Genomic DNA, 17,223 nt, shown 5'->3' on the forward strand with positions numbered 1-17,223 from the left:
GTCGGGCATGATCCCGAGCATGGTCACCTACCGGTTGCTGCGACAGACGAGCCGCTCCTGCCGATTCGCGAAGGTCACCGTCGAGGTCGCGCCGGCGGGCGAGACCGAGGTGGACGTGACCGCCACCGTCGACGAGGACCGGCGGCGGGAGGCCGTGCTGGGTGCCCGATGGGCCCTGCGCGGCGCCGCCCCGGCGAAGGTGACCGTGGCCGACGTGGTCACCACCGAGATCGACACCGGGATCGGGGACGTCTACGAGGCCACCGCCCGTGCGGTGTGGCAGGCGCTGGGTGTCGAGCACCAGGTGCCGCACGTCGGGTTCAGCGATCCGCTGATGGTGACCACGTGGCTGGGCGACATGGCCGGCCAGCGTCTGCTCGACGTGACCGAGGCGCGGCACCGGGGAGCAGGCCTGCTGCACGCCTGGCTGCACTTCGAGCATGCCATCACGGTCGGGCTGCACGGCCGTGGCGACACGTTGCTGCTGGCGAAGGAGTATCCGTACCCGGCGTACGACGAGACCCGGGTCGGGCCGGCGTCACGGCCGGACGTGCTGGCCGGATTCGTCGGCGGGCGGCTCGTCGACGGCGCGATCATTCTCGGCCACGACGGCGGGGCGGTGTGCGCTGGGCTGGTGCTGCGCTTCGACCGGGGTGACCTGGTGATCGGTTCGCTCGGCGACGAGTGGGTGCTGGCCGTGGACACCGCGCCGGAGACGATCAGTGCGCAGTGGACCACGCAACCCTTTGTCGGCGGGTAGGCCGAGCAGGTCGGCGACGGCGGGGGCAGGCAGCGGCGCACGATCGCGGTCGGGTCCCGGGCGCGCCCGAGCCACCGGCCTTCATCGGCTCAGGGCGACGGGCCGCACGGTCATCGGGGGCAGCGGGTGCCAGCTGGCGGTGACGTCGCGCATCAGCAGCCCGCAGTCCGGGAGCGCGGAGCCGGGCGGGAACCGGACCGGGTTGTCGAAGAACGTGGAGCGCACCGAGGTCAGCTCGACCGCGGTGACCCGCCAGTCCGGGGTGCGCAGCTCCATGCCGTCGAGCCGGGTCGGGTCCGGCGTGCTGGAGAAGCCGGCCGCTCCGCGCCGGAAGAACTCCGACGCCTGGTCCAGGTTGTCGAAGAGGTGACTGCCGGTCAGGGCTGCTGTCGTGCGCACGCAGACGTCGGCGTCGCGGAAAGCGATCCGCAAGGCGTCGGGATTTTCCTGTACGTCGAAGCGGCTCAGCCGGTGATGCCCCGGGAAGACGCGGCCGCCGGCCCAGGCGTTGAGCCGGGAACCGGTGTCGCGGCGCGGGATGTAGACGCCGTGGGCGACCCCGCCGGGGGTGTCCCACTCGACGGCGATCCGGTGCGCGCCGTTCTCGCTGCGCAGGCCGATCGGTGCGGGCAGCCCGGGCGGGCGCACACCGGCCAGCCGGATCAGGCAGATGCCGGCCACCGCCCACCCGTTGACGACCTGCGGGCGCAGCGGTGCGGGCAGCAGTCGCGCGGTGGTCTCCGGGTCGGTGCGGTAGTTCACGAGCAGGCGGCGCTCGATGACGCTCACCAATCGAGGGGCTCTCATCAGGGTGCCTTCCCTCTTCCGGGCCGGTTTTGAGCGGTCGCTCAAGTCGGAGCCTACGCCGGATTGAGCGACCGCTCAACCCGGTTCTCGCTAGGCTGCGGGGATGGTCCGGGATGAGCTGATGCGGTTGCGGGAGCGCGCGGAGGCCGAGGCGGTGACGCTGGCCCGGGATCTGGAGGCGCTGTTCGCGGCGTCGCGGGACTCGAACGCCGACGACGAGCACGATCCGGAGGGCGCGACGATCGGCTTCGAGCGGGCTCAGCTGACCGCGCTGCTGGCCGCCTCGCGGGAGCGGATCGCCGAGGTGGACGACGCGCTGGGCCGGGTGGACGCGGGGACCTACGGCGTCTGCGAGCGATGCGGGCAGGTGATCGCGGGGGAGCGGCTTGCCGCGCGGCCGTTCGCCCGCCACTGTATGGCGTGCGCTTGATCTTTTTTGGACAGTGGACCCGGGTCGCGGCGGTGGTGCTCGGGGCGCTGCTGCTCGGTGTCGTGGGCGCCACCGCGGGGTCGTGGGTGGCCGGGCGGGAGTTCGGGGCGCTGCCGGACGACGTCGAGGCGGTGCGCCTGGCGCAGGAGATCCTGCCGGGTGCGGCGGTGGCCGAGGAGATCGACCGGCACGACTTCCTGTACGGCGCGCACCTCGGCGACGAGGAGTACGGGCCGGGGTATGTGCAGATCTCGTACCAAAAAGGGGTTGATTGCGACCTGGACCGGCTCGCCTGGCAGAACGCGGCGAAGCACGGCTGGGAGGAGGCCGGTGCGATAACCGGCCGGCAGTGCTCGAGCTGGAACTTCCGGCGCGGCGACCTGGTGATGGCCTATGCGCACCAGGGGTCCGGCACCGAGGTGACGTTCTACCGGTCCACGACGAGGTCCACGATCGGTGCGTTGATCGGTGCGCTGGGCGGGATCCTGGCCGGTGTCGCGGTGTTCCGGCCGCTGAGCCGTCGGCCGGTGGTCCTGCTCGCGGCCTTGATCCCGCCGGCGCTGATCCTGGTCCCGGTGACGGGGCTCGTCGTGGTGGCCGCGGTGTCCGGCGTCGAGGGGCCGACACCCCAGTTGTGGAGTGTCTGGCCCGCTCTCGCCCGGCTTGTCTTTTCCTGAGGCCTTTCTTCTATCGAGGGTCGTAGCCGCCGCCGGCGATGTCCTCCAGCAGCGACGGGCGGGACGGCTTCCAGCCGAGAACGGTGCGGGCCTTCTCGCCGGTGGCCTGCTGGTCGAGCAGCAGTGCCGCGCCGAAGCCGCCGAGCCGGTCGACAAGCGCGTCCGGGGTCTCCGGCACCACGCGGCCCTGCAGGCCGAGGCGGTGGCTGGCGGCCTCGCCGAGCTCGCGGACGGTCGGGTTGTCGCCGCTGACACCGAGGAAGACCTCGCCGGTCGCGCCGTGCGTGAGGGTCGCGAGGTAGAGCTCGGCGAGGTCGTCGACGTGCACGCTGGTCCAGTGCTGGGTGCCGGGGCCGACCAGTCTCAGCGCGGCGGGCTCGCCGGCCTGCTCGGCGCCGGCCTGCTCTCCGCCGGTTTTCTCGGCGCCGACGACGTAGGTGATGATGCCCTTGCCGTGACCGTAGACGAGGCCTGGCTCGACCAGCAGCGACCGGATGCCCGGCGCGGACAGCACGCGGGTGTCCAGGGCCTCGCGCCAGGCGACCAGGTCCGGAGCGTTGCGGGGCGTCCGCTCGGTGATCTCCGCGCCGGAGCCGTGCACCCACACACCACCCGTGCGGACGAACGTGCCGCCGGGGCGGAGCCCGTCGAGGACGGCGTCGGCGAACGCGGTCTCGACGGTGGAACTGCTCTGGTCACCGGGGGACGCGGTCGCGATGACCGCGTCGGTCCCGGCCGCGAGGCGACGGACGAGATCGTGGTCGTCGATGCTGCCGATCACCGGTACGGCGCCGAGGCCGCGGACCCGCTCGGCCTTGGCGCCGTCGCGGACCAGGGCCGTCACGGTGTGACCGGCCGAGATCAGGGCGGGCAGCAGGGCCGAGCCGATGTAGCCGGTCGCGCCGGTCAGGAAGACGTTCATGAACGCTGTGCTCCTCGTAACGGGGACTGTGTGCACGTCAAGATCTACCCGCCGGCGGTGTTCGGGAGAAACGAATACTCTCGATTCACCTGATCGCCCACGGCGATAAGCTGAGCCGGTGGAACAGCGTCAGCTCGAATTCTTCGTCGCGGTGGCCGAGGAGCTCAACTTCACCCGGGCCGCCCGCCGGACGCACGCCGTGCAGTCGACCGTCTCGTCGAGCATCCGCGCCCTGGAACGTGACCTCGGCACACCGCTGTTCGCGCGGAGCACCACCCGGGTCGAGCTCACCGAGGCCGGCCGGGCGCTGCTGCCCGAGGCCCGGCGCTCCCTCGACTCGCTCGACCAGGCCCGCGCCGCGGTCGACGGGCTCCGCGCCGGGATCACCGGCAGCCTGCGGATCGGGACGCTGTCCGGGCTGACCGCTGTCGACATGCGCCGGCTGGTCCGCGACTTCCGGCAGCGGCACCCCGGCGTGCAGCTGAACATGCGGGTGGACGCCGCGGGGAGCGACGGGCTGCTGGCCGGGCTGCGGGCTCGGACACTCGACGTCGCGTTCGTGGGTGTGCAGTCGACGACGATTCCCGGCCTGCACCTGGACCCGATCGCGACGTTCCAGCCGCGGCTGATCGTGCCCGCCGGCCACCCCCTGGCCGGCCGGTCCCGGGTGACGCGCGCCGAGCTGGCCGACGAGCCGTTCATCGATCTGCCGGTCGGGTTCTGCAACCGGGCCCGCACCGACGCCGACTTCCGCGACGCGGATCTGACCCGCACGGTGGCGGTCGAGGTGAGCGACGTGACGACGATTCCGAGCTATGTGGAGTCCGGGATCGGGGTGGCGCTGGTGCCGCCGCTGGCGACCGAGGCGGCGGCCGGCGTCGTACCGATCGAACTGGATCCTCCGGCCCGCCCGTGGACCTTGGCCGTGGCGCGGCTCAGCACCCCGGAGCCGACGCGAGCGGTGAGCGCCTTGCTGGCCCTGATCGACGGCGTCGTGGTCCGGCACGGCTGCTACTGAGTTCGCCGGAGGGTGCCGGGCCGCTTTCGCGGCAGGAGGCCATTTTTCGTACGAATGCAGAGCGGACGGCGCGAGTCTGAACGCGACCCGGTGAGCGGTGGCGTTCGGCGGGGAAATAGTATTCCGCGGCCCGTATTCATCGTCGTCGTCACGCCTGGCTCACATCAGCGCGCACACGCTCATGCGGGGTTGGTGGGGTTTCGCGTCGTTGTTCATCACCGCCGGGGTGCTGGTGCTGAACGCGGTGCGCTGGGCGCGGATCCGGGTGCTGCCGGAATCGGAGCGGCCCGCCAACGATCGGACGCTGAAGCCCGGCAAACCGTTGCTGGACCGGCCGGCGGCCTACGGGCTGCTGGTGCCAGCATTGCTCGCCATCTACGTGTGGTTCAGCACCGTCCATTCCTGAGCGCGCCGGTTCGGCCGAACTGCTCCGGAGAAGGTGACAGTGCGTCGCCCTCCTCCGGAGCGCCCGGCCTGACCGTTCAGGACTCGCAGTTGACCGCGGTGTCGGGGTCGGTGTTCGGGGCGCAGGTGTCGTGGTCGGCGCCGCCGTCGAGAGTGTCGACCGTGCCGTCCTTGGTGCCGTCGAGGTGGTCGTCGCCGGCGTCGCCGTAGAGGTGGTCGGTGCCGCCGCCGCCGATCAGCGTGTCGGGGCCGCCACCACCACGGATGATGTCGTCGCCCTCCGAGCCGTCGAGCCGGTTGGTGCCGTCGTTGCCGGTGAGCGTGTCGGCGGCCTGGCCACCGTGGATGTTCTCGATGTCGGTACCGATGGTGTCCTTCTCGCCGGCCTGGCCGTCGTCGGCGATGGCGCCGTCCAGGTCGACGGTGACCGGCACGAACCGCCAGTTGTAGTCGACGGTGTCGCTGCCGGCGCCACCGAGCAGCAGGTCGTCGCCGGTGCCGGACTCGAGCACGTCGTCGCCGGCGCCGCCTTCGAGGCGGTTGGTGCCCGCGTAGTCCTCCAGCACGTCGTTGCCACCGTTGCCGATGATCACGTCGTTGCCGGCCAGCCCGGACAGCCGGTCGGGGCCGTTGGTGCCGTAGAGGTGGTCGTTGCCGAGGCCACCGACGATGTACTCGGCGCTGAGGATGGTGTCGCCCTCGCCCTTGCGGCCGTCGTCGCCCTTCACCCCGTCGGAGTCGGCGGTGAGCGCCTTCTTCCGGCTGGCGTAGGAGACCATGTCGGTCCCGGCGCCGCCGGAGAGCAGGTCCGCGTCCGGACCGGAGGTGTCGGCATCCTGCGCCATGGTGTCGTCGCCGGCGCCGCCGTACTCCCGGTCGTTGCCCTTGCCGCCCTGCAGGTGGTCCTTGCCGTCGCCGCCGGAGAGCGCGTCGTTGCCGTCCCCGCCGGTCAGGAAGTCGGCGCCGGCCAGACCGTAGAGGCGGTCCGCGCCCGATTCGCCCCGCAGCAGGTCGTCGCCCGGACCGCCGATCAGCGTGTCCGCACCGGAACCGCCGTTGGCGAAGAGCGTCAGGCCGGTCCGGTTGGTGACCTTGTCGTTGCCGGAGCCGAGATACGTCACGACCTGGCCGATCTCGAGCGAGGTGGTGCAGCGGACCTTGGTCTTGTCGCCCTTGACCGCCTTGCAGCCCTTGCCGGGTTTCATCGCGACCCGGTCGTCGATCGTCACGGTACGCCCGGAGCGGGTGACCACCACGGTGTTCTTCTTGCCCGAGCCGGCCTTGAACACGACGCTGATCGGGTCGCCCCGCTCACCGCTGGTGTCCAGGTAGACCGTGCCGGTGGCGGCGGCCTCGGCGGGCGCGGTGAACACGCCGACCGCGGCGGTGGTGGAGAGCAGAGCCACACCGACTCTGGTCAGCCAGATGGTTCTGGACAATGTGGACCCCCGTCGTTCAGATGATGTTCATCAACTCGGTCGGATCGTAGGTCATCAGCGGCCGGCGGTGGTTCCCCCGCGGAGCAGGCGCCGCATCGCGCGTCCGAGCCTCGATGTCACCTCGATCCTCCGCAGACCCCGATCGGTGGCGGCGACCAGGCCGCCGGTGACCGGGCAGACCGCTACCGAGCGGGCATCACCGCCGACCGGCACCACCGCGAGCGTCGCGCCGTCGTTCGTCCTGAGCAGCACGACCACCCCGTCGAAGCCGATCGCGATCATCGCACCGTCCGCGGAGAAGCACGGCCGGGTGAACCAGTCGAGCTGCGGCGTGGCCACGCCGGTGATCTCGGCGTCGACCGAGCGCTGCCAGATCACGAAACCGTCGGTATCGGTCAGCAGGATGTCGGCGCGCCAGCCCGGGGGACGGCTGTGGTCGATGCCCGAGGTCTCCCAGACCACCAGGTAGCGGTTGTCCGGGGCGAACACGGCCGCTGGGATGGTGTCGCGCGCCGCCCGCTTGATCTCGGTGACCGGCTCGAGCCCGCCGCGGGCGGTGACCCGGTCGACGCGGACGTGGGCGCCGGCCTGGAACGAGCAGGTCGTGGCGAGCAACGTGCCGTCGGGGGAGAAGTCCACGCAGCCGATCCGCTCGCCGGCCTCGACGTCGGCGGTGATCGTCCGGGTGTCCAGGTCGAGCAGGACCACACGTTCCGGGTCCAGGGCGGCGGCCAGCCACCGGCCGTCCGGGGAGAAGGCCAGCGCGGAGACGTTCGTCAGCTCGCCGAGCAGTTCGGGGTCGGCGAGGTCGTCGCCGCGGAGCTCGACGGGGGCGTCGACCGGCGCGACAGCGATCAACGGCCGCCGCGGATGGACGGCGAGGTCGTGGATCGCGGTGTGCTCGGTCGGCATGATCACCTCGGGCTGTGGCGTCCGGTCGAGCCGCCAGCGGACCAGGGTCGCGTGCCCGGCCACGCTGACGGCGCGCCGACCCGTCCACAAAGCACTCTGCGCGCTACCGATAACGATCACCGGGTCGGTGGGTTCGAGCAGCGATCCGCCCGCGGCGGCCAGCCTTACCCGAACCTCCTCCGGACCGCGGCTGCGCGCCAGGTGGTGCGGGCTACTGCCGCTTCTATCGCGTACGACGGGATTTGCGCCCTCCGCGAGCAGCAGCGCGACCAGAACGTCGTCGCCTTCCCAGACCGCACGGTGCAGCGGCGTCTCGCCGCGGCCGTTCCGGGCTTCGAGTTCCGCCCCGGCGTCCAGCAGCAGCCTGGCCTTGGCCGCACCGGCTTTGTGCAGTGGGGTGTCTCCTTGAAAATCCCGGGCGGTGAGGGACGCGCCACCGCGCAGCAGCACGGTGACGACCTCGGGGTCCCGGGCCCGGTGCAGCGGCGTCTGCCCGAATTCGTTCAGGTGATCGGGGCTGTGCACGGCCTGGAGCAGCAGCGCGGCGACCGCCCCGGTGGTCGCCCAGTGCAACGGCGTGTCCTGGTTGGTGCGGCGGGCCAGCGGATCCGCACCCGCGTCGAGCAGCATCCGGACCGCGCCGGCCGATCCGACCTTGGCCGCCACGTGGAGCGCGGTCTCATCCATCCACCCGCGGGCGCCCACCGCGGCCGCGTCCTCGTCGAGCAACTGTCGCAGGGTGAGCAGGTCACCCTCCCGCGCCGCCTCGATCACCGCGACCTTCTGCACCACACCACCCACCTCGTCGAGCCCCGGATCCTGCCATGATCGCCAATCCTGCCCCGGGAATGCGGGGAGGCCCGCCGCGCGGACCGCTGATCACCGCCCCCGTGGCGGTGATCATGGACCGGCGCCGGGCCGCCGTGGATGATGGGATGACCTTAGGAAGGCCGGCTACAGCCGATCTACAAATCGGCGGTCAGCGCTTGTAGCTTCTCCCGGGCGCGCGCGGCGTCCGCGTGGCCGAGCGCTTCCAGCAGTTCCAGAGCGCGCTCGGCAGCGGCGATCGCCTCGCCGGTCTGCTCGTGCGGGTCGAGGGCGTCGGCGAGGTGCAGCAGGGTGTCCGCCTCGAAGTAGTGGTCGCCGTGCTCGGCGAACAGTTCGACGGCCCGCCGGTAGCAGTCCGCGGCCTGTCGTCGGTCGTCCCGCCGCAGGTGGGCGTAGGCCAGGCTGTCCCAGGCGGCCGCGGCACTCCGGGTGTCGCCGAGCTCGCGGGCCAGCTCGACCGCACGGGTGCAGTGGATCAGGGTCTGGTCGTAGTGGCCGAGCTGGGCGTGGTACCAGCCGACCGAGTTCAGCGCGTTGGCCTGGCCGTAGCGCTGGCCACCGGCCTGGAACGCGGCGTAGGCCGCCTCGGCGTGCGCGAGGGCCAGCTCGTACGAACCGGTCCGGGCGTGCAGCTGGCCCAGCGTCATGGCGGTGTGCCCCTGCGCGACGTGATCACCCAGTTCCCGGTTCATCTCCAGGGCGCGTGCGAGGTGGTCGCGGGCCTCGTCGTAGCGGGCCTCGCGGCTGGCGGCCAGGCCGATGAGCCGGTGCGCGCGGGCCTGCCGGGCCGGGTCGTCGAGGCGCTCGGCGGCGGCCAGCGCGACCCGCTGGGTGGCGGCCATGTCGTGGTAGCGGCTGCGCAGATCGAAGAACCGGGCCAGGGCCCAGGCGAACTCGGTCACCTGCCGGTCGAGTCCGGCGGCGGCCGCTGCCCGGAACACGCCGAGCAGCACCGCCTGCTCGTGGGCGAACCAGGCTTTCGCGGCAGTGGCGTCCGCGAGCGCTTCCGGTCGTACCCCGGAAGCGGGTTCTCCGGGGTCGGAGCGATCACCGTGCGGGACGAGCAGGTGCGCCGCGGCGCACACGGTGTGCAGGTAGTGCTCGGTGGTGCGGACGACCGCTGCCTGCCGGTCCGGCTCGGCGTCGTCGCGCCCGGCCCTCTCGACGGCATACGCCCGCACCAGGTCGTGCATCGTGTACCGGCCGGGTTCGGTCTCGGTGACGAACGCGGCCCGGCACAGCTCCTGCAGGTCGCGGCCGGCCTCGGCGTGGGTGCCGCCGGCCAGGCTGGCGGCGGCCGGCACCGTGATGTCCGGCCCGGGGTGGATCCCGAGCAGCCGGATCAGCCGTTGCGCGCCGGCGTCGAGGATCCGGTACGACGACGAGAAGACCGCGCGCACGTCGCTGGCCGCGTCGCCGACGGTCAGCGCGTCCAACTCGCTGTCGCGCAGCTCGGCGGCCAGGTCGGCCAGGGCCAGGCGGGGGTCCGCGGCGGCCCGGGCGCCGGCGACCGACAGCGCGAGGGGCAGCCCCGCGCACCGCTTGACGATCTCGTCGGCGGCTTCCGGTTCGGCCGCCACCCGGTCGGCGCCGACCCGGCCGGCCAGCATCTCGCGCGCCTCGGCCGGGCTGAGCACGTCGAGGGCGAGCACGTCCGCGCCGTCGATCGCGACGAGCCCGGTCAGCTGGTTGCGGCTGGTGATCACGGCGAGGCTGCCCGGGGTGGCGGGCAGCAGCGGGCGCACCTGTTCCGCGTCGTGGGCGTTGTCGAGCAGGATCAGCATCCGCTTGCCGGTCAGCAGACTGCGGTAGAGGCCGGCCTGCGCGTCCAGCCGGAACGGGATGCGCTGCGGCGCGACACCCAGCCCGTCGAGCAGCACCCGCAGCGCGTCGCTGGGTGTCACCGGCGGGGCGACCGGGTCGAAGCCGCGCAGGTTGACGTAGAGCTGACCGTCCGGGAACCGGGTGCGGACCCGGTGTGCCCAGTGCACCGCCAGGGTGGTCTTGCCGACCCCGGGCAGTCCGGCGATCGCCGAGATGACCACCGGGGCGGCCCGGCCGGGGAGCAGTGCGTCCAGGTGGCGCAGGCTCTGCGCACGGCCGGTGAAGTGCGGGTGGTCGGCCGGCAGCTGTGCCGGGGTCATCGCCGGCGCGGCCACCGCGACGGCGGTCAGGCTCAGCGACGGGTCCGCGGTGAGGATCGCCTTGTGCAGGCGCTGCAACTCCTCGCCCGGTTCCAGGCCGAGCTGGCCGGCCATCGTCTGCCGCAGGTCCCGGTAGGTGGCGAGGGCATCACCGCGGCGCCCGCACCGGTGCAGGGCCAGCATCAGCCGTCCGCGCAGTCCCTCGTCGTGCGGGTGCTCGCCGGCCAGCGCGACGAGTTCGTCGACGACCGCCGCGTGCCGCCCCAGCCGGAGGTCGGCCTCGATCCGATCGGTACGGGCCGCCAGCCGCCGCTGCCGGAGCCGATCGCGCTGCTCGTCCAGCGCCGGCGCCGTGACGTCCTCGAACGGCTGTCCCCGGAACAGTGCCAGCGCCTCGCCCAGCAGTCCGGCGGCCTGCTCGGCGTCACCGGCGGACAGGGCTTCGCGGCCGCGGTCGGCGAGCTCGGTGAAGCGCTGCAGGTCGAGTTCGCCGGCGTCCACCCGCAGCAGATAGCCGGGTGGCCGGTGCAGCAGGCGGTCGTCGCCGGCGTGCGCGTCCGACAGGGCCCGGCGCAGCTGGGAGACCCGTACGTGCAGGGCGGACTGGGCGGTGCGGGGTTGCCGGTCGTCCCACAGCACCTCGGCGAGCCGTTTCGCGCTCACCACCCGGTTGGCGTGCAGCAGCAGCATGGCCAGCAGCGCCGTGCGTTGCTGGCCGCCCAGCGGGACCGGCTCACCGTCGACGGTCACCCCGACCGTGCCGAGCACGTGAAATGCGGTTGTCAGACCACTCACTCCCCAAGCCTTGTCAAGATCACATCAACCAGCTCTGAGCTGTGGGAGACGTCACCGAGGTAAGCCTGCGGTAAGCGTCCGGCCAGACCCTTTCCCCAGCGAGTTGATCGTAGGGAGGATAGTCGTGACGCTGGTCCTGCGGGTGCTCGGTCCACTGGAGATCCAGAACGGGACGCGGGCGATGCGGCTGGGCGGCACCAAGCCACGGGTGCTGCTGGCCTACCTGCTGGTGCACGCGAACCGTACGGTGCCGATCGGCGAGCTGGTCGAGGAGCTGTGGGGCGCCACCCCGCCGGCGTCGGCGGTGGCCAATGTCCGTACCTATGTCGGCGCTCTGCGTCGCACCCTGCGATTCTGGCCGTCCTCGGTGGATGTGGTGGCCCGGCCCGGCGCCTACACGCTCGCGCTGACCGGTGACGGTCACCGGCTGGACCTGGACGAGTTCCGGCAGGAGGTGCGGCTCGGCCGCGCCAAGATGAACAACGGTTTGCCCCTCGCGGCGGCCGACCACTTCGACCGGGCGCTGGCGATGTGGCGCGGTCCGGCGCTGGAGGACCTGCGTGCCGGCGCGGTGCTCAACACGTTCGCCTCGCACCTGGAGGAGGACCGGGCGCAGGTCGCCGCGGAACTCGTCGAATGCCGGCTGATGCTGGGCCAGCCGGCCGAGGTGATCCCGGGGCTGCGCGGGAGCATCCGGGCCGAGCCGTTGCGCGAGCAGGCGTACGCGCAGCTGATGCGCGCCCTGTACCTCAACGGCGACGCGTCGGCGGCGCTCGAGGTGTTCCGGGCCGCCCGCGCGGCGCTGACCGCCGACCTCGGCATCGAACCCGGCCCGCAACTGACCGACCTGCACCGCGCGATCCTGACCGGACGGCCCGCCGGCCCCACCCCGTGGCTGCGGGGCGCGCCGTGCCTGCTGCCGCCGGCCGCCGCCGGCTTCGTGGGCCGGCAGGCCGAGCTGACCCAGGGGATCCGGGTGCTCACCGCCGACCTTCAGGGCGCGCTGCCGCTGGTGGCCGTCTCCGGGCCCGCGGGCACCGGCAAGACCGCTGTGGCGACGACGCTGGCCCATCGGGTACGCGGTGACTACCCGGGTGGCCAGCTCTACGCGGACCTGCACGACGAGTGCGGGGCGCCGGTGGATCCCGCCGTCGTGATCCGTCGTTTCCTCGGCGCGCTCGGGGTGCCGGCGACATGCGTACCCGAGGATCCGGCCGAGCGGACCGGGATGCTCCGTAGCGAGTTGGCCGACCGGCGGGTCCTGGTGCTGCTGGACAACGCGGCCGGCGAGGCACAGATCCGCGCCCTGCTGCCGAGCACCGCCGACTGCGCCGCGATCGTCACCAGCCGCCGGCGGTTGCCGGGCCTGGACGGCGCGCACCGGATCGAGCTGGGCGGCCTCACCGAGCCCGAGGCGATCACCATGTTCACCACCGTGCGCGGCCGACCGGCGGCCGAGGAGGAGACCGCCGCGGTGCGCGAGGTCGTCCGCCGGAGCGGCATGCTGCCCGCCTCAGTACGGGCAGCGGCCACCCTGGCCGCCGACCGTCCGTTGACCGAGCTGCTCGATGCGGCGGCGCCAGGTGCCGGCTCCGTCGTACCCACGGATCTTGATCTTGAATTTCTCGCGGTGTGCCGCGGTCGTGACTGATCAGCGGACCGCCCCGGAGCGGACCGTCGAGGTCCTGGACACCTGGGCCCGGCCGCGTCGTGCGAAGCCCTGCGACGCCGGACCGGTGCCCGGGAGGCGGCCCGCGGTCTCGCCGCCGGTCGAGCCCGGATTGGTGCGGTTCACCGTGCGGCGCAGGCCCGGATGACGGGTCTCCCACGCCTCGCGGACCCGGACAGGCAGGTGCAGATCGCGCCAGACCCGGCGCAGCATCGCCGGGTTGATCAGATCCTCGACCTCGCCGCAGCCGGCCGCCTCGCAGAGCACCTGCTCGTAGGCGTGGCGCAGCTGGGCGGGGTCCTGCAGGTCGTAGCGGCGGCGGCTGGCGTGCCCGCAGCTCATGTGGTGTGGCACCTCGAGGACGCCGAGGCTGTGGCCGTGCAGGTCGTCGATCCGGTCGGGGACGGCTGGGGCTCGGTGTGCGGCGCTGCGATTCCGGCGGCCGTCACGGGTGGCGACGTAGGACATGCCCTCAGGTTAGGGCGACCGGGACCGCCGGTTCCGGTTGTCGCGGCCATCGGTGACGGGGGTCTGCCGGAGTGCCTGGTGGGGGACAGGATGCTCCTGGTGGCGACGGCCCGGATTCAGCAAGATCGACGGACTGGTCCAGAGTGGACTTGATCGGACGACGGCGTATCCTCGTCGGAAACCGCCGCGACGGGAGACACCGCGATGACCGAGAGTGACGCTGCCGCCAAACTGGACACCAGCGTGCCGCACTCGGCGCGGGTGTGGAACTACTGGCTGGGCGGCACGGACAACTTCCCGGTGGACCGGGCGGTCGGCGACGACTTCGCGAAGCTCTACCCGGACATCACCGTGGTGGCGCGGCACTCGTGGGCGTTCCTGCGGCGGGCCGTCACGTTCCTGGTGACCGAGGCCGGCATCCGGCAGTTCCTGGACGTCGGCACCGGCATGCCGACCGCGGAGAACACCCACCAGGTGGCGCAGGCCGCGGCCCCGGACGCGAAGATCGTCTATGTCGACAACGACCCGCTGGTGCTGGCGCACGCCCGGGCGCTGCTGACCAGCACGCCGGAGGGACGCACCGACTACCTCGACGCCGACCTGCACGCGCCGGAGCGGATCCTCACGGCGGCCGGCGCGACGCTCGACCTGAACCGGCCGGTCGGCCTGATCCTGATGAACATCCTCGGTCACGTGCCCGACGCCGACCAGGCGATCCGGATCGTCCGGGAGTTGATGGCCGGCCTGCCCGCGGGCAGCTACCTGATCACCGCCGACGGCACCAACGTGCTCGACGGGCCGGCGTTCGAGGAGGCGATCGCGGTGTGGAACGCGAACGCGCCGCTCAGCTACCACCTGCGGCACCCGGACGAGATCGCCCGCTTCCTCGACGGCCTCGAGATCCTCGAGCCCGGCCTGGTCCCGTGCTCACGCTGGCGGCCGTCGCCGGACGCGGCCGGCGAGGACCTGCGCGAGGTCGACGAGTTCGGCGCGGTCGCCCGTAAGCCCTGACCCGGCTCATCCGTCGACGAACCCCATCTCGAACGGGAACAGCCGCAACTGATGCCGGCGCCCGCCGTGCTGTTCCGCGTCGGCCAGCCAGTCGAGCACAGCGGTCACGAGCTGCTGCAGCAGGCCGGCGAGGGCGGCGTCGTCACGAGTGTTCATACCGCGCGTACTGTATGCCCGGTCCTGTACATGATCGTAGATGGGTTGACTGATGAGGACCCCGCTGCGTCCCGGCGATCCGACCTCCCTGGGCGGCTACGAGCTGCTGGCCCGGCTCGGTGAGGGCGGCATGGGCTCGGTGTTCCTCGGCCGGCGCGCCGACGGGCCACTGGTCGCCATCAAGGTCATCAAGTCCGAGTACGCCCACGAGGAAGAGTTCCGCGGGCGGTTCCGCAGCGAGGTCAAGCGCGCCCGGCAGGTGCCGCCGTTCTGCACCGCCGCGGTGCTCGACGCCGACCCGGAGCACCGCACGCCGTACCTGGTCGTCGAGTACGTCGACGGGCCGAGCCTGGACGAGGTGGTGCAGAGCGGCGGCCCGCTGCTGGACAGCCGGCTGCACAGCGTCGCGGTCGGGGTGGCCACCGCGCTCACCGCCATCCACGGCGCGGGCGTGATCCACCGGGATCTCAAGCCGCGCAACGTGCTGCTCGCGCTGGGCTCGCCGAAGGTGATCGACTTCGGTATCGCCCGAGCGCTCGAGGTGACCAGCCAGCACACCCGGCCCGACCAGATGGTGGGAACGGTGTCCTACATGGCGCCGGAGCGCTTCGACGGCGATCACCGCGACATCACGCCGGCCGCGGACGTGTTCGCGTGGGGCGCGGTCATCGCGTACGCCGGAACCGGCCGCACCCCGTTCCGCGCGGACTCGCCGGTCGCGACCGCGGCCCGCATCCTGACCCAGCCGCCGGACCTGACCGGGCTGACCGGCCCGCTCGCCGACCTGGTCGCGCTCACCCTCGCCAAGAACCCCGAGGACCGGCCGACCGCGCACGAGCTGCTCAACCTGCTGCTGGCCCAGCACACCGGCGAGCACTCGTTCGGCCGGTCGCCGACGCTCGACCCGGGGCTGCGCGAGGCCGCCGAGGCCGCTCAGCTCTCCGGCCGTCACGCCTCCGGCAGCAGCAAGCGTCTGGGCGCGGTCATCCCGCCGGCTCCGGGCCGACGAAGCAGATTTCGTACGGTCATAGCAGTCACCGCCGTGGCCACCGTGCTGGCGGCAGCGGCCGGCGTCTACGGCCGTAGCCGGGAGGATGCCGCCGCGGGCCCGTCGCCGGGACCGGACACCGCCGTCGCGCTCGTCACGCAGCCCGCCATGCCGGTGCCGGACGCCGTCCGCGGCCCGTGGGTGGCCGACGCGCTCGACCGCCCCGGCCAGTGGAAGAACTACGACGACCCGTCCGGCTACGGCACCTGCCGGTTCGACAAGGGCCTGGTCATGGCGACGACCAGCTTCGCGCTGGAGTGCCCGGGCACCACCGAGTCGTTCGCCGGCGACCAGTCGATCAGCGCCGACGTCACCCTGGACTCGGCGCTGTCCTGCGTGACCGTGTCGTTCCGGGCGGTGGCCGACAGCGCGTACTGGCTGGACCTCTGCCCGACGACCGTGCGGATCCGGCACCAGGGCGTGAACACCACCGAGACGCTGAGCGAGACCCCGTCCACCCTGTTCGCCCCGAAACAGCGCCGTACCGTCGGGCTGATCCTGCTCGGCACGCAGGCGATCGTGGCCGTCGACGGCGCGCGGATCCTCGAGGCCACGATGGCCGATCCGAGCCTGCTGGCCGGCAAGGTCGGCTTCGGCCTCACCCCGGTCACCCGGAGCGATGCCGACGATGTGGCGATCGGGGCGCTCGTCGCCCGTACCGAGATAAGGCCGATCGAAACCACGACCGCCGCGCCCGCCGCGGCGTCGCCGAAGTTCACCGACGTGCGGAAGGGCAGCACGACGTCGATCGTGAAGGTGCGCGGGTACTACCCGAAGTACCACTCGGTGGTGGTCGAGCCGGTGCTGTTCATGACCGGCGACGAGTACTGCAAGACGTTCGCCGTGAAGCCCTCGGCCGACGCCCCGTGCGAGCGGGAGTGGGTGACCGAGGACAGCCGGATGGTGGTGACCCTGCCGGTCGCGGCCACCCCGAAGCTCACTTCGGTCCTCGACGATACGGAACGCTGCGCCGACGACCCGGTGACCGTCGGCACGTGCGCGATCAGCAGCAAGAAATTCACCGAACGTGTGGTCCAGGGGGAGGGTTTCTTCATGGTGCGCGTGACCACTCGGAACGGTGTCGTCACCGCGATGGCCGAGGTCTATGTCTCCTGATGCGTCGCCCTGTTTATCCGGCCGCCATTCGGGAGTCAAGAAATATTCAGCAACCCGAAATTGATCTTGGCTTTACATCGAGCACCGTCTAACTTTACGCGAGATTCGCCCAGTCAGTTACGGGGAGTAACGTGAAAAAGATCAAGACAGTTCTCGCGACGTTGTTTCTCACCGTCGTCGCCGTGATATCGGTCCCGTCGCCGGCTGCGGCAGCGCCCAGTTCGGAGTTGGACTACGCGGAAGCCTCCGGGGCGCCGTCGGACACCTCACACTGTGTCACCCAGTACTGGGCGAAGACCTGCTATGTCGCCGCCGGCGACAAGTGGTACATCCTCGACCGGCTGGATGACGGCGGGCGCCCCTTCATCCGGTGGGAGAACTACAAGGACGGAGCGCTCTACCGCACCGGCATCTGCAGCAACCGCCTTGGCTTCAACCACTGGGGTGTCTGCAACAAGGACTACTACGAGTCGTCCATTCTCTGGGTGCGTCAGAACGCCTGGAAGATCAGCAACAATAATGAGATGTACGAGTGGTCGGACTGGTTCAAGGTTCAGTAGGTTCTCGGGGGCGTCGTGCGTCGGCGGCGGCAAAAGCCGCCGCCGGGGCCTAACCTCT

16 protein-coding genes are annotated in these 17,223 nt (G+C 71.9%); 9 read left to right on the forward strand and 7 right to left on the reverse strand.

Annotated features, from left to right (window positions below; translation table 11 throughout):
- Window positions 1-19 precede the first annotated feature (19 nt).
- The gene (locus ADL15_RS51460) at window positions 20-760 is read left to right on the forward strand and encodes a hypothetical protein (RefSeq protein WP_198170807.1); all 741 of its coding nucleotides are present in this window, start codon (window positions 20-22) and stop codon (window positions 758-760) included.
- Between the two features lie 81 nt (window positions 761-841).
- Here ADL15_RS51460 and ADL15_RS16510 read toward each other — a convergent pair whose 3' ends face one another.
- Window positions 842-1,549 carry a DUF2071 domain-containing protein gene (locus ADL15_RS16510; RefSeq protein ID WP_198170809.1) on the reverse strand — a complete coding sequence of 236 codons (708 nt, stop codon included), beginning with the start codon at window positions 1,547-1,549 and terminating at the stop codon, window positions 842-844.
- A 121-nt stretch (window positions 1,550-1,670) separates the two neighbouring features.
- Here ADL15_RS16510 and ADL15_RS16515 point away from each other — a divergent pair, with 121 nt between their 5' ends.
- Entirely contained in the window at window positions 1,671-1,997 is a 327-nt protein-coding gene (locus ADL15_RS16515) for a TraR/DksA family transcriptional regulator (RefSeq protein WP_067691074.1), read from the forward strand.
- On the forward strand, window positions 1,994-2,674 hold the full coding sequence (locus tag ADL15_RS16520; RefSeq protein WP_157441397.1) for a hypothetical protein: 681 nt from the start codon (window positions 1,994-1,996) through the stop codon (window positions 2,672-2,674). The genes ADL15_RS16515 and ADL15_RS16520 overlap by 4 nt, the downstream gene beginning before the upstream one ends.
- Window positions 2,675-2,684: 10 nt before the next feature.
- On the opposite strand, the gene ADL15_RS16525 is transcribed toward ADL15_RS16520, so the two are convergent.
- Window positions 2,685-3,596, reverse strand: coding sequence for an NAD-dependent epimerase/dehydratase family protein (locus ADL15_RS16525; RefSeq protein ID WP_067691080.1), 912 nt, complete (start codon window positions 3,594-3,596; stop codon window positions 2,685-2,687).
- Window positions 3,597-3,714: 118 nt separating this feature from the next.
- Between ADL15_RS16525 and ADL15_RS16530 the strand changes: the two genes are divergently transcribed.
- Window positions 3,715-4,614, forward strand: a complete 900-nt coding sequence (locus tag ADL15_RS16530; RefSeq protein WP_067691084.1) for a LysR family transcriptional regulator — start codon at window positions 3,715-3,717, stop codon at window positions 4,612-4,614.
- 208 nt (window positions 4,615-4,822) lie between these two features.
- Window positions 4,823-5,020: a hypothetical protein gene (locus ADL15_RS54180; RefSeq protein WP_198170810.1), complete on the forward strand. Its 198-nt coding sequence runs from the start codon at window positions 4,823-4,825 to the stop codon at window positions 5,018-5,020.
- 76 nt (window positions 5,021-5,096) lie between these two features.
- Here ADL15_RS54180 and ADL15_RS16540 read toward each other — a convergent pair whose 3' ends face one another.
- The 3 genes from ADL15_RS16540 to ADL15_RS16550 form a co-directional block, all read right to left on the reverse strand.
- Window positions 5,097-6,458, reverse strand: a complete 1,362-nt coding sequence (locus tag ADL15_RS16540) for a calcium-binding protein (protein ID WP_232344160.1) — start codon at window positions 6,456-6,458, stop codon at window positions 5,097-5,099.
- Between the two features lie 54 nt (window positions 6,459-6,512).
- Window positions 6,513-8,162, reverse strand: coding sequence for an ankyrin repeat domain-containing protein (locus ADL15_RS16545; protein ID WP_157441399.1), 1,650 nt, complete (start codon window positions 8,160-8,162; stop codon window positions 6,513-6,515).
- A 173-nt stretch (window positions 8,163-8,335) separates the two neighbouring features.
- Window positions 8,336-11,137 (reverse strand): AfsR/SARP family transcriptional regulator, encoded by a 2,802-nt coding sequence (locus ADL15_RS16550; RefSeq protein ID WP_083971330.1) that lies wholly within the window; start codon window positions 11,135-11,137, stop codon window positions 8,336-8,338.
- Between the two features lie 124 nt (window positions 11,138-11,261).
- Between ADL15_RS16550 and ADL15_RS16555 the strand changes: the two genes are divergently transcribed.
- The gene (locus ADL15_RS16555; RefSeq protein ID WP_067691120.1) at window positions 11,262-12,788 is read left to right on the forward strand and encodes an AfsR/SARP family transcriptional regulator; all 1,527 of its coding nucleotides are present in this window, start codon (window positions 11,262-11,264) and stop codon (window positions 12,786-12,788) included.
- Here the strand turns inward: ADL15_RS16555 and ADL15_RS16560 are convergent, their stop codons facing one another.
- The gene (locus ADL15_RS16560) at window positions 12,789-13,274 is read right to left on the reverse strand and encodes a hypothetical protein (protein WP_067691124.1); all 486 of its coding nucleotides are present in this window, start codon (window positions 13,272-13,274) and stop codon (window positions 12,789-12,791) included. It abuts the gene before it with no gap.
- Window positions 13,275-13,478: 204 nt separating this feature from the next.
- Between ADL15_RS16560 and ADL15_RS16565 the strand changes: the two genes are divergently transcribed.
- On the forward strand, window positions 13,479-14,285 hold the full coding sequence (locus ADL15_RS16565; RefSeq protein WP_067691128.1) for an SAM-dependent methyltransferase: 807 nt from the start codon (window positions 13,479-13,481) through the stop codon (window positions 14,283-14,285).
- Window positions 14,286-14,291: 6 nt separating this feature from the next.
- Here ADL15_RS16565 and ADL15_RS52945 read toward each other — a convergent pair whose 3' ends face one another.
- A complete protein-coding gene (locus ADL15_RS52945) occupies window positions 14,292-14,441 on the reverse strand; it encodes a hypothetical protein (RefSeq protein WP_157441400.1) in 150 nt (49 codons plus the stop codon).
- 52 nt (window positions 14,442-14,493) lie between these two features.
- On the opposite strand from ADL15_RS52945, the gene ADL15_RS51465 reads away from it, so the two are divergent.
- Window positions 14,494-16,605 carry a serine/threonine protein kinase gene (locus tag ADL15_RS51465; protein WP_083971331.1) on the forward strand — a complete coding sequence of 704 codons (2,112 nt, stop codon included), beginning with the start codon at window positions 14,494-14,496 and terminating at the stop codon, window positions 16,603-16,605.
- A 131-nt stretch (window positions 16,606-16,736) separates the two neighbouring features.
- Window positions 16,737-17,165, forward strand: coding sequence for a hypothetical protein (locus ADL15_RS16575; protein WP_157441401.1), 429 nt, complete (start codon window positions 16,737-16,739; stop codon window positions 17,163-17,165).
- Window positions 17,166-17,223 lie beyond the last annotated feature (58 nt).

Source organism: Actinoplanes awajinensis subsp. mycoplanecinus (assembly GCF_001509495.1).
GTDB lineage: Bacteria > Actinomycetota > Actinomycetes > Mycobacteriales > Micromonosporaceae > Actinoplanes > Actinoplanes palleronii.

Excerpts from the sequence above, each read along its gene's own strand:
- ADL15_RS16565 (WP_067691128.1), top strand. The coding sequence starts at position 13,479 with ATGACCGAGAGTGACGCTGCCGCCAAACTGGACACCAGCGTGCCGCAC.
- ADL15_RS16560 (WP_067691124.1), bottom strand. The coding sequence starts at position 13,274 with ATGTCCTACGTCGCCACCCGTGACGGCCGCCGGAATCGCAGCGCCGCA.
- ADL15_RS52945 (WP_157441400.1), bottom strand. The coding sequence starts at position 14,441 with ATGAACACTCGTGACGACGCCGCCCTCGCCGGCCTGCTGCAGCAGCTC.
- ADL15_RS51465 (WP_083971331.1), top strand. The coding sequence starts at position 14,494 with ATGAGGACCCCGCTGCGTCCCGGCGATCCGACCTCCCTGGGCGGCTAC.
- ADL15_RS51460 (WP_198170807.1), top strand. The coding sequence starts at position 20 with ATGGTCACCTACCGGTTGCTGCGACAGACGAGCCGCTCCTGCCGATTC.
- ADL15_RS16515 (WP_067691074.1), top strand. The coding sequence starts at position 1,671 with ATGGTCCGGGATGAGCTGATGCGGTTGCGGGAGCGCGCGGAGGCCGAG.
- ADL15_RS16525 (WP_067691080.1), bottom strand. The coding sequence starts at position 3,596 with ATGAACGTCTTCCTGACCGGCGCGACCGGCTACATCGGCTCGGCCCTG.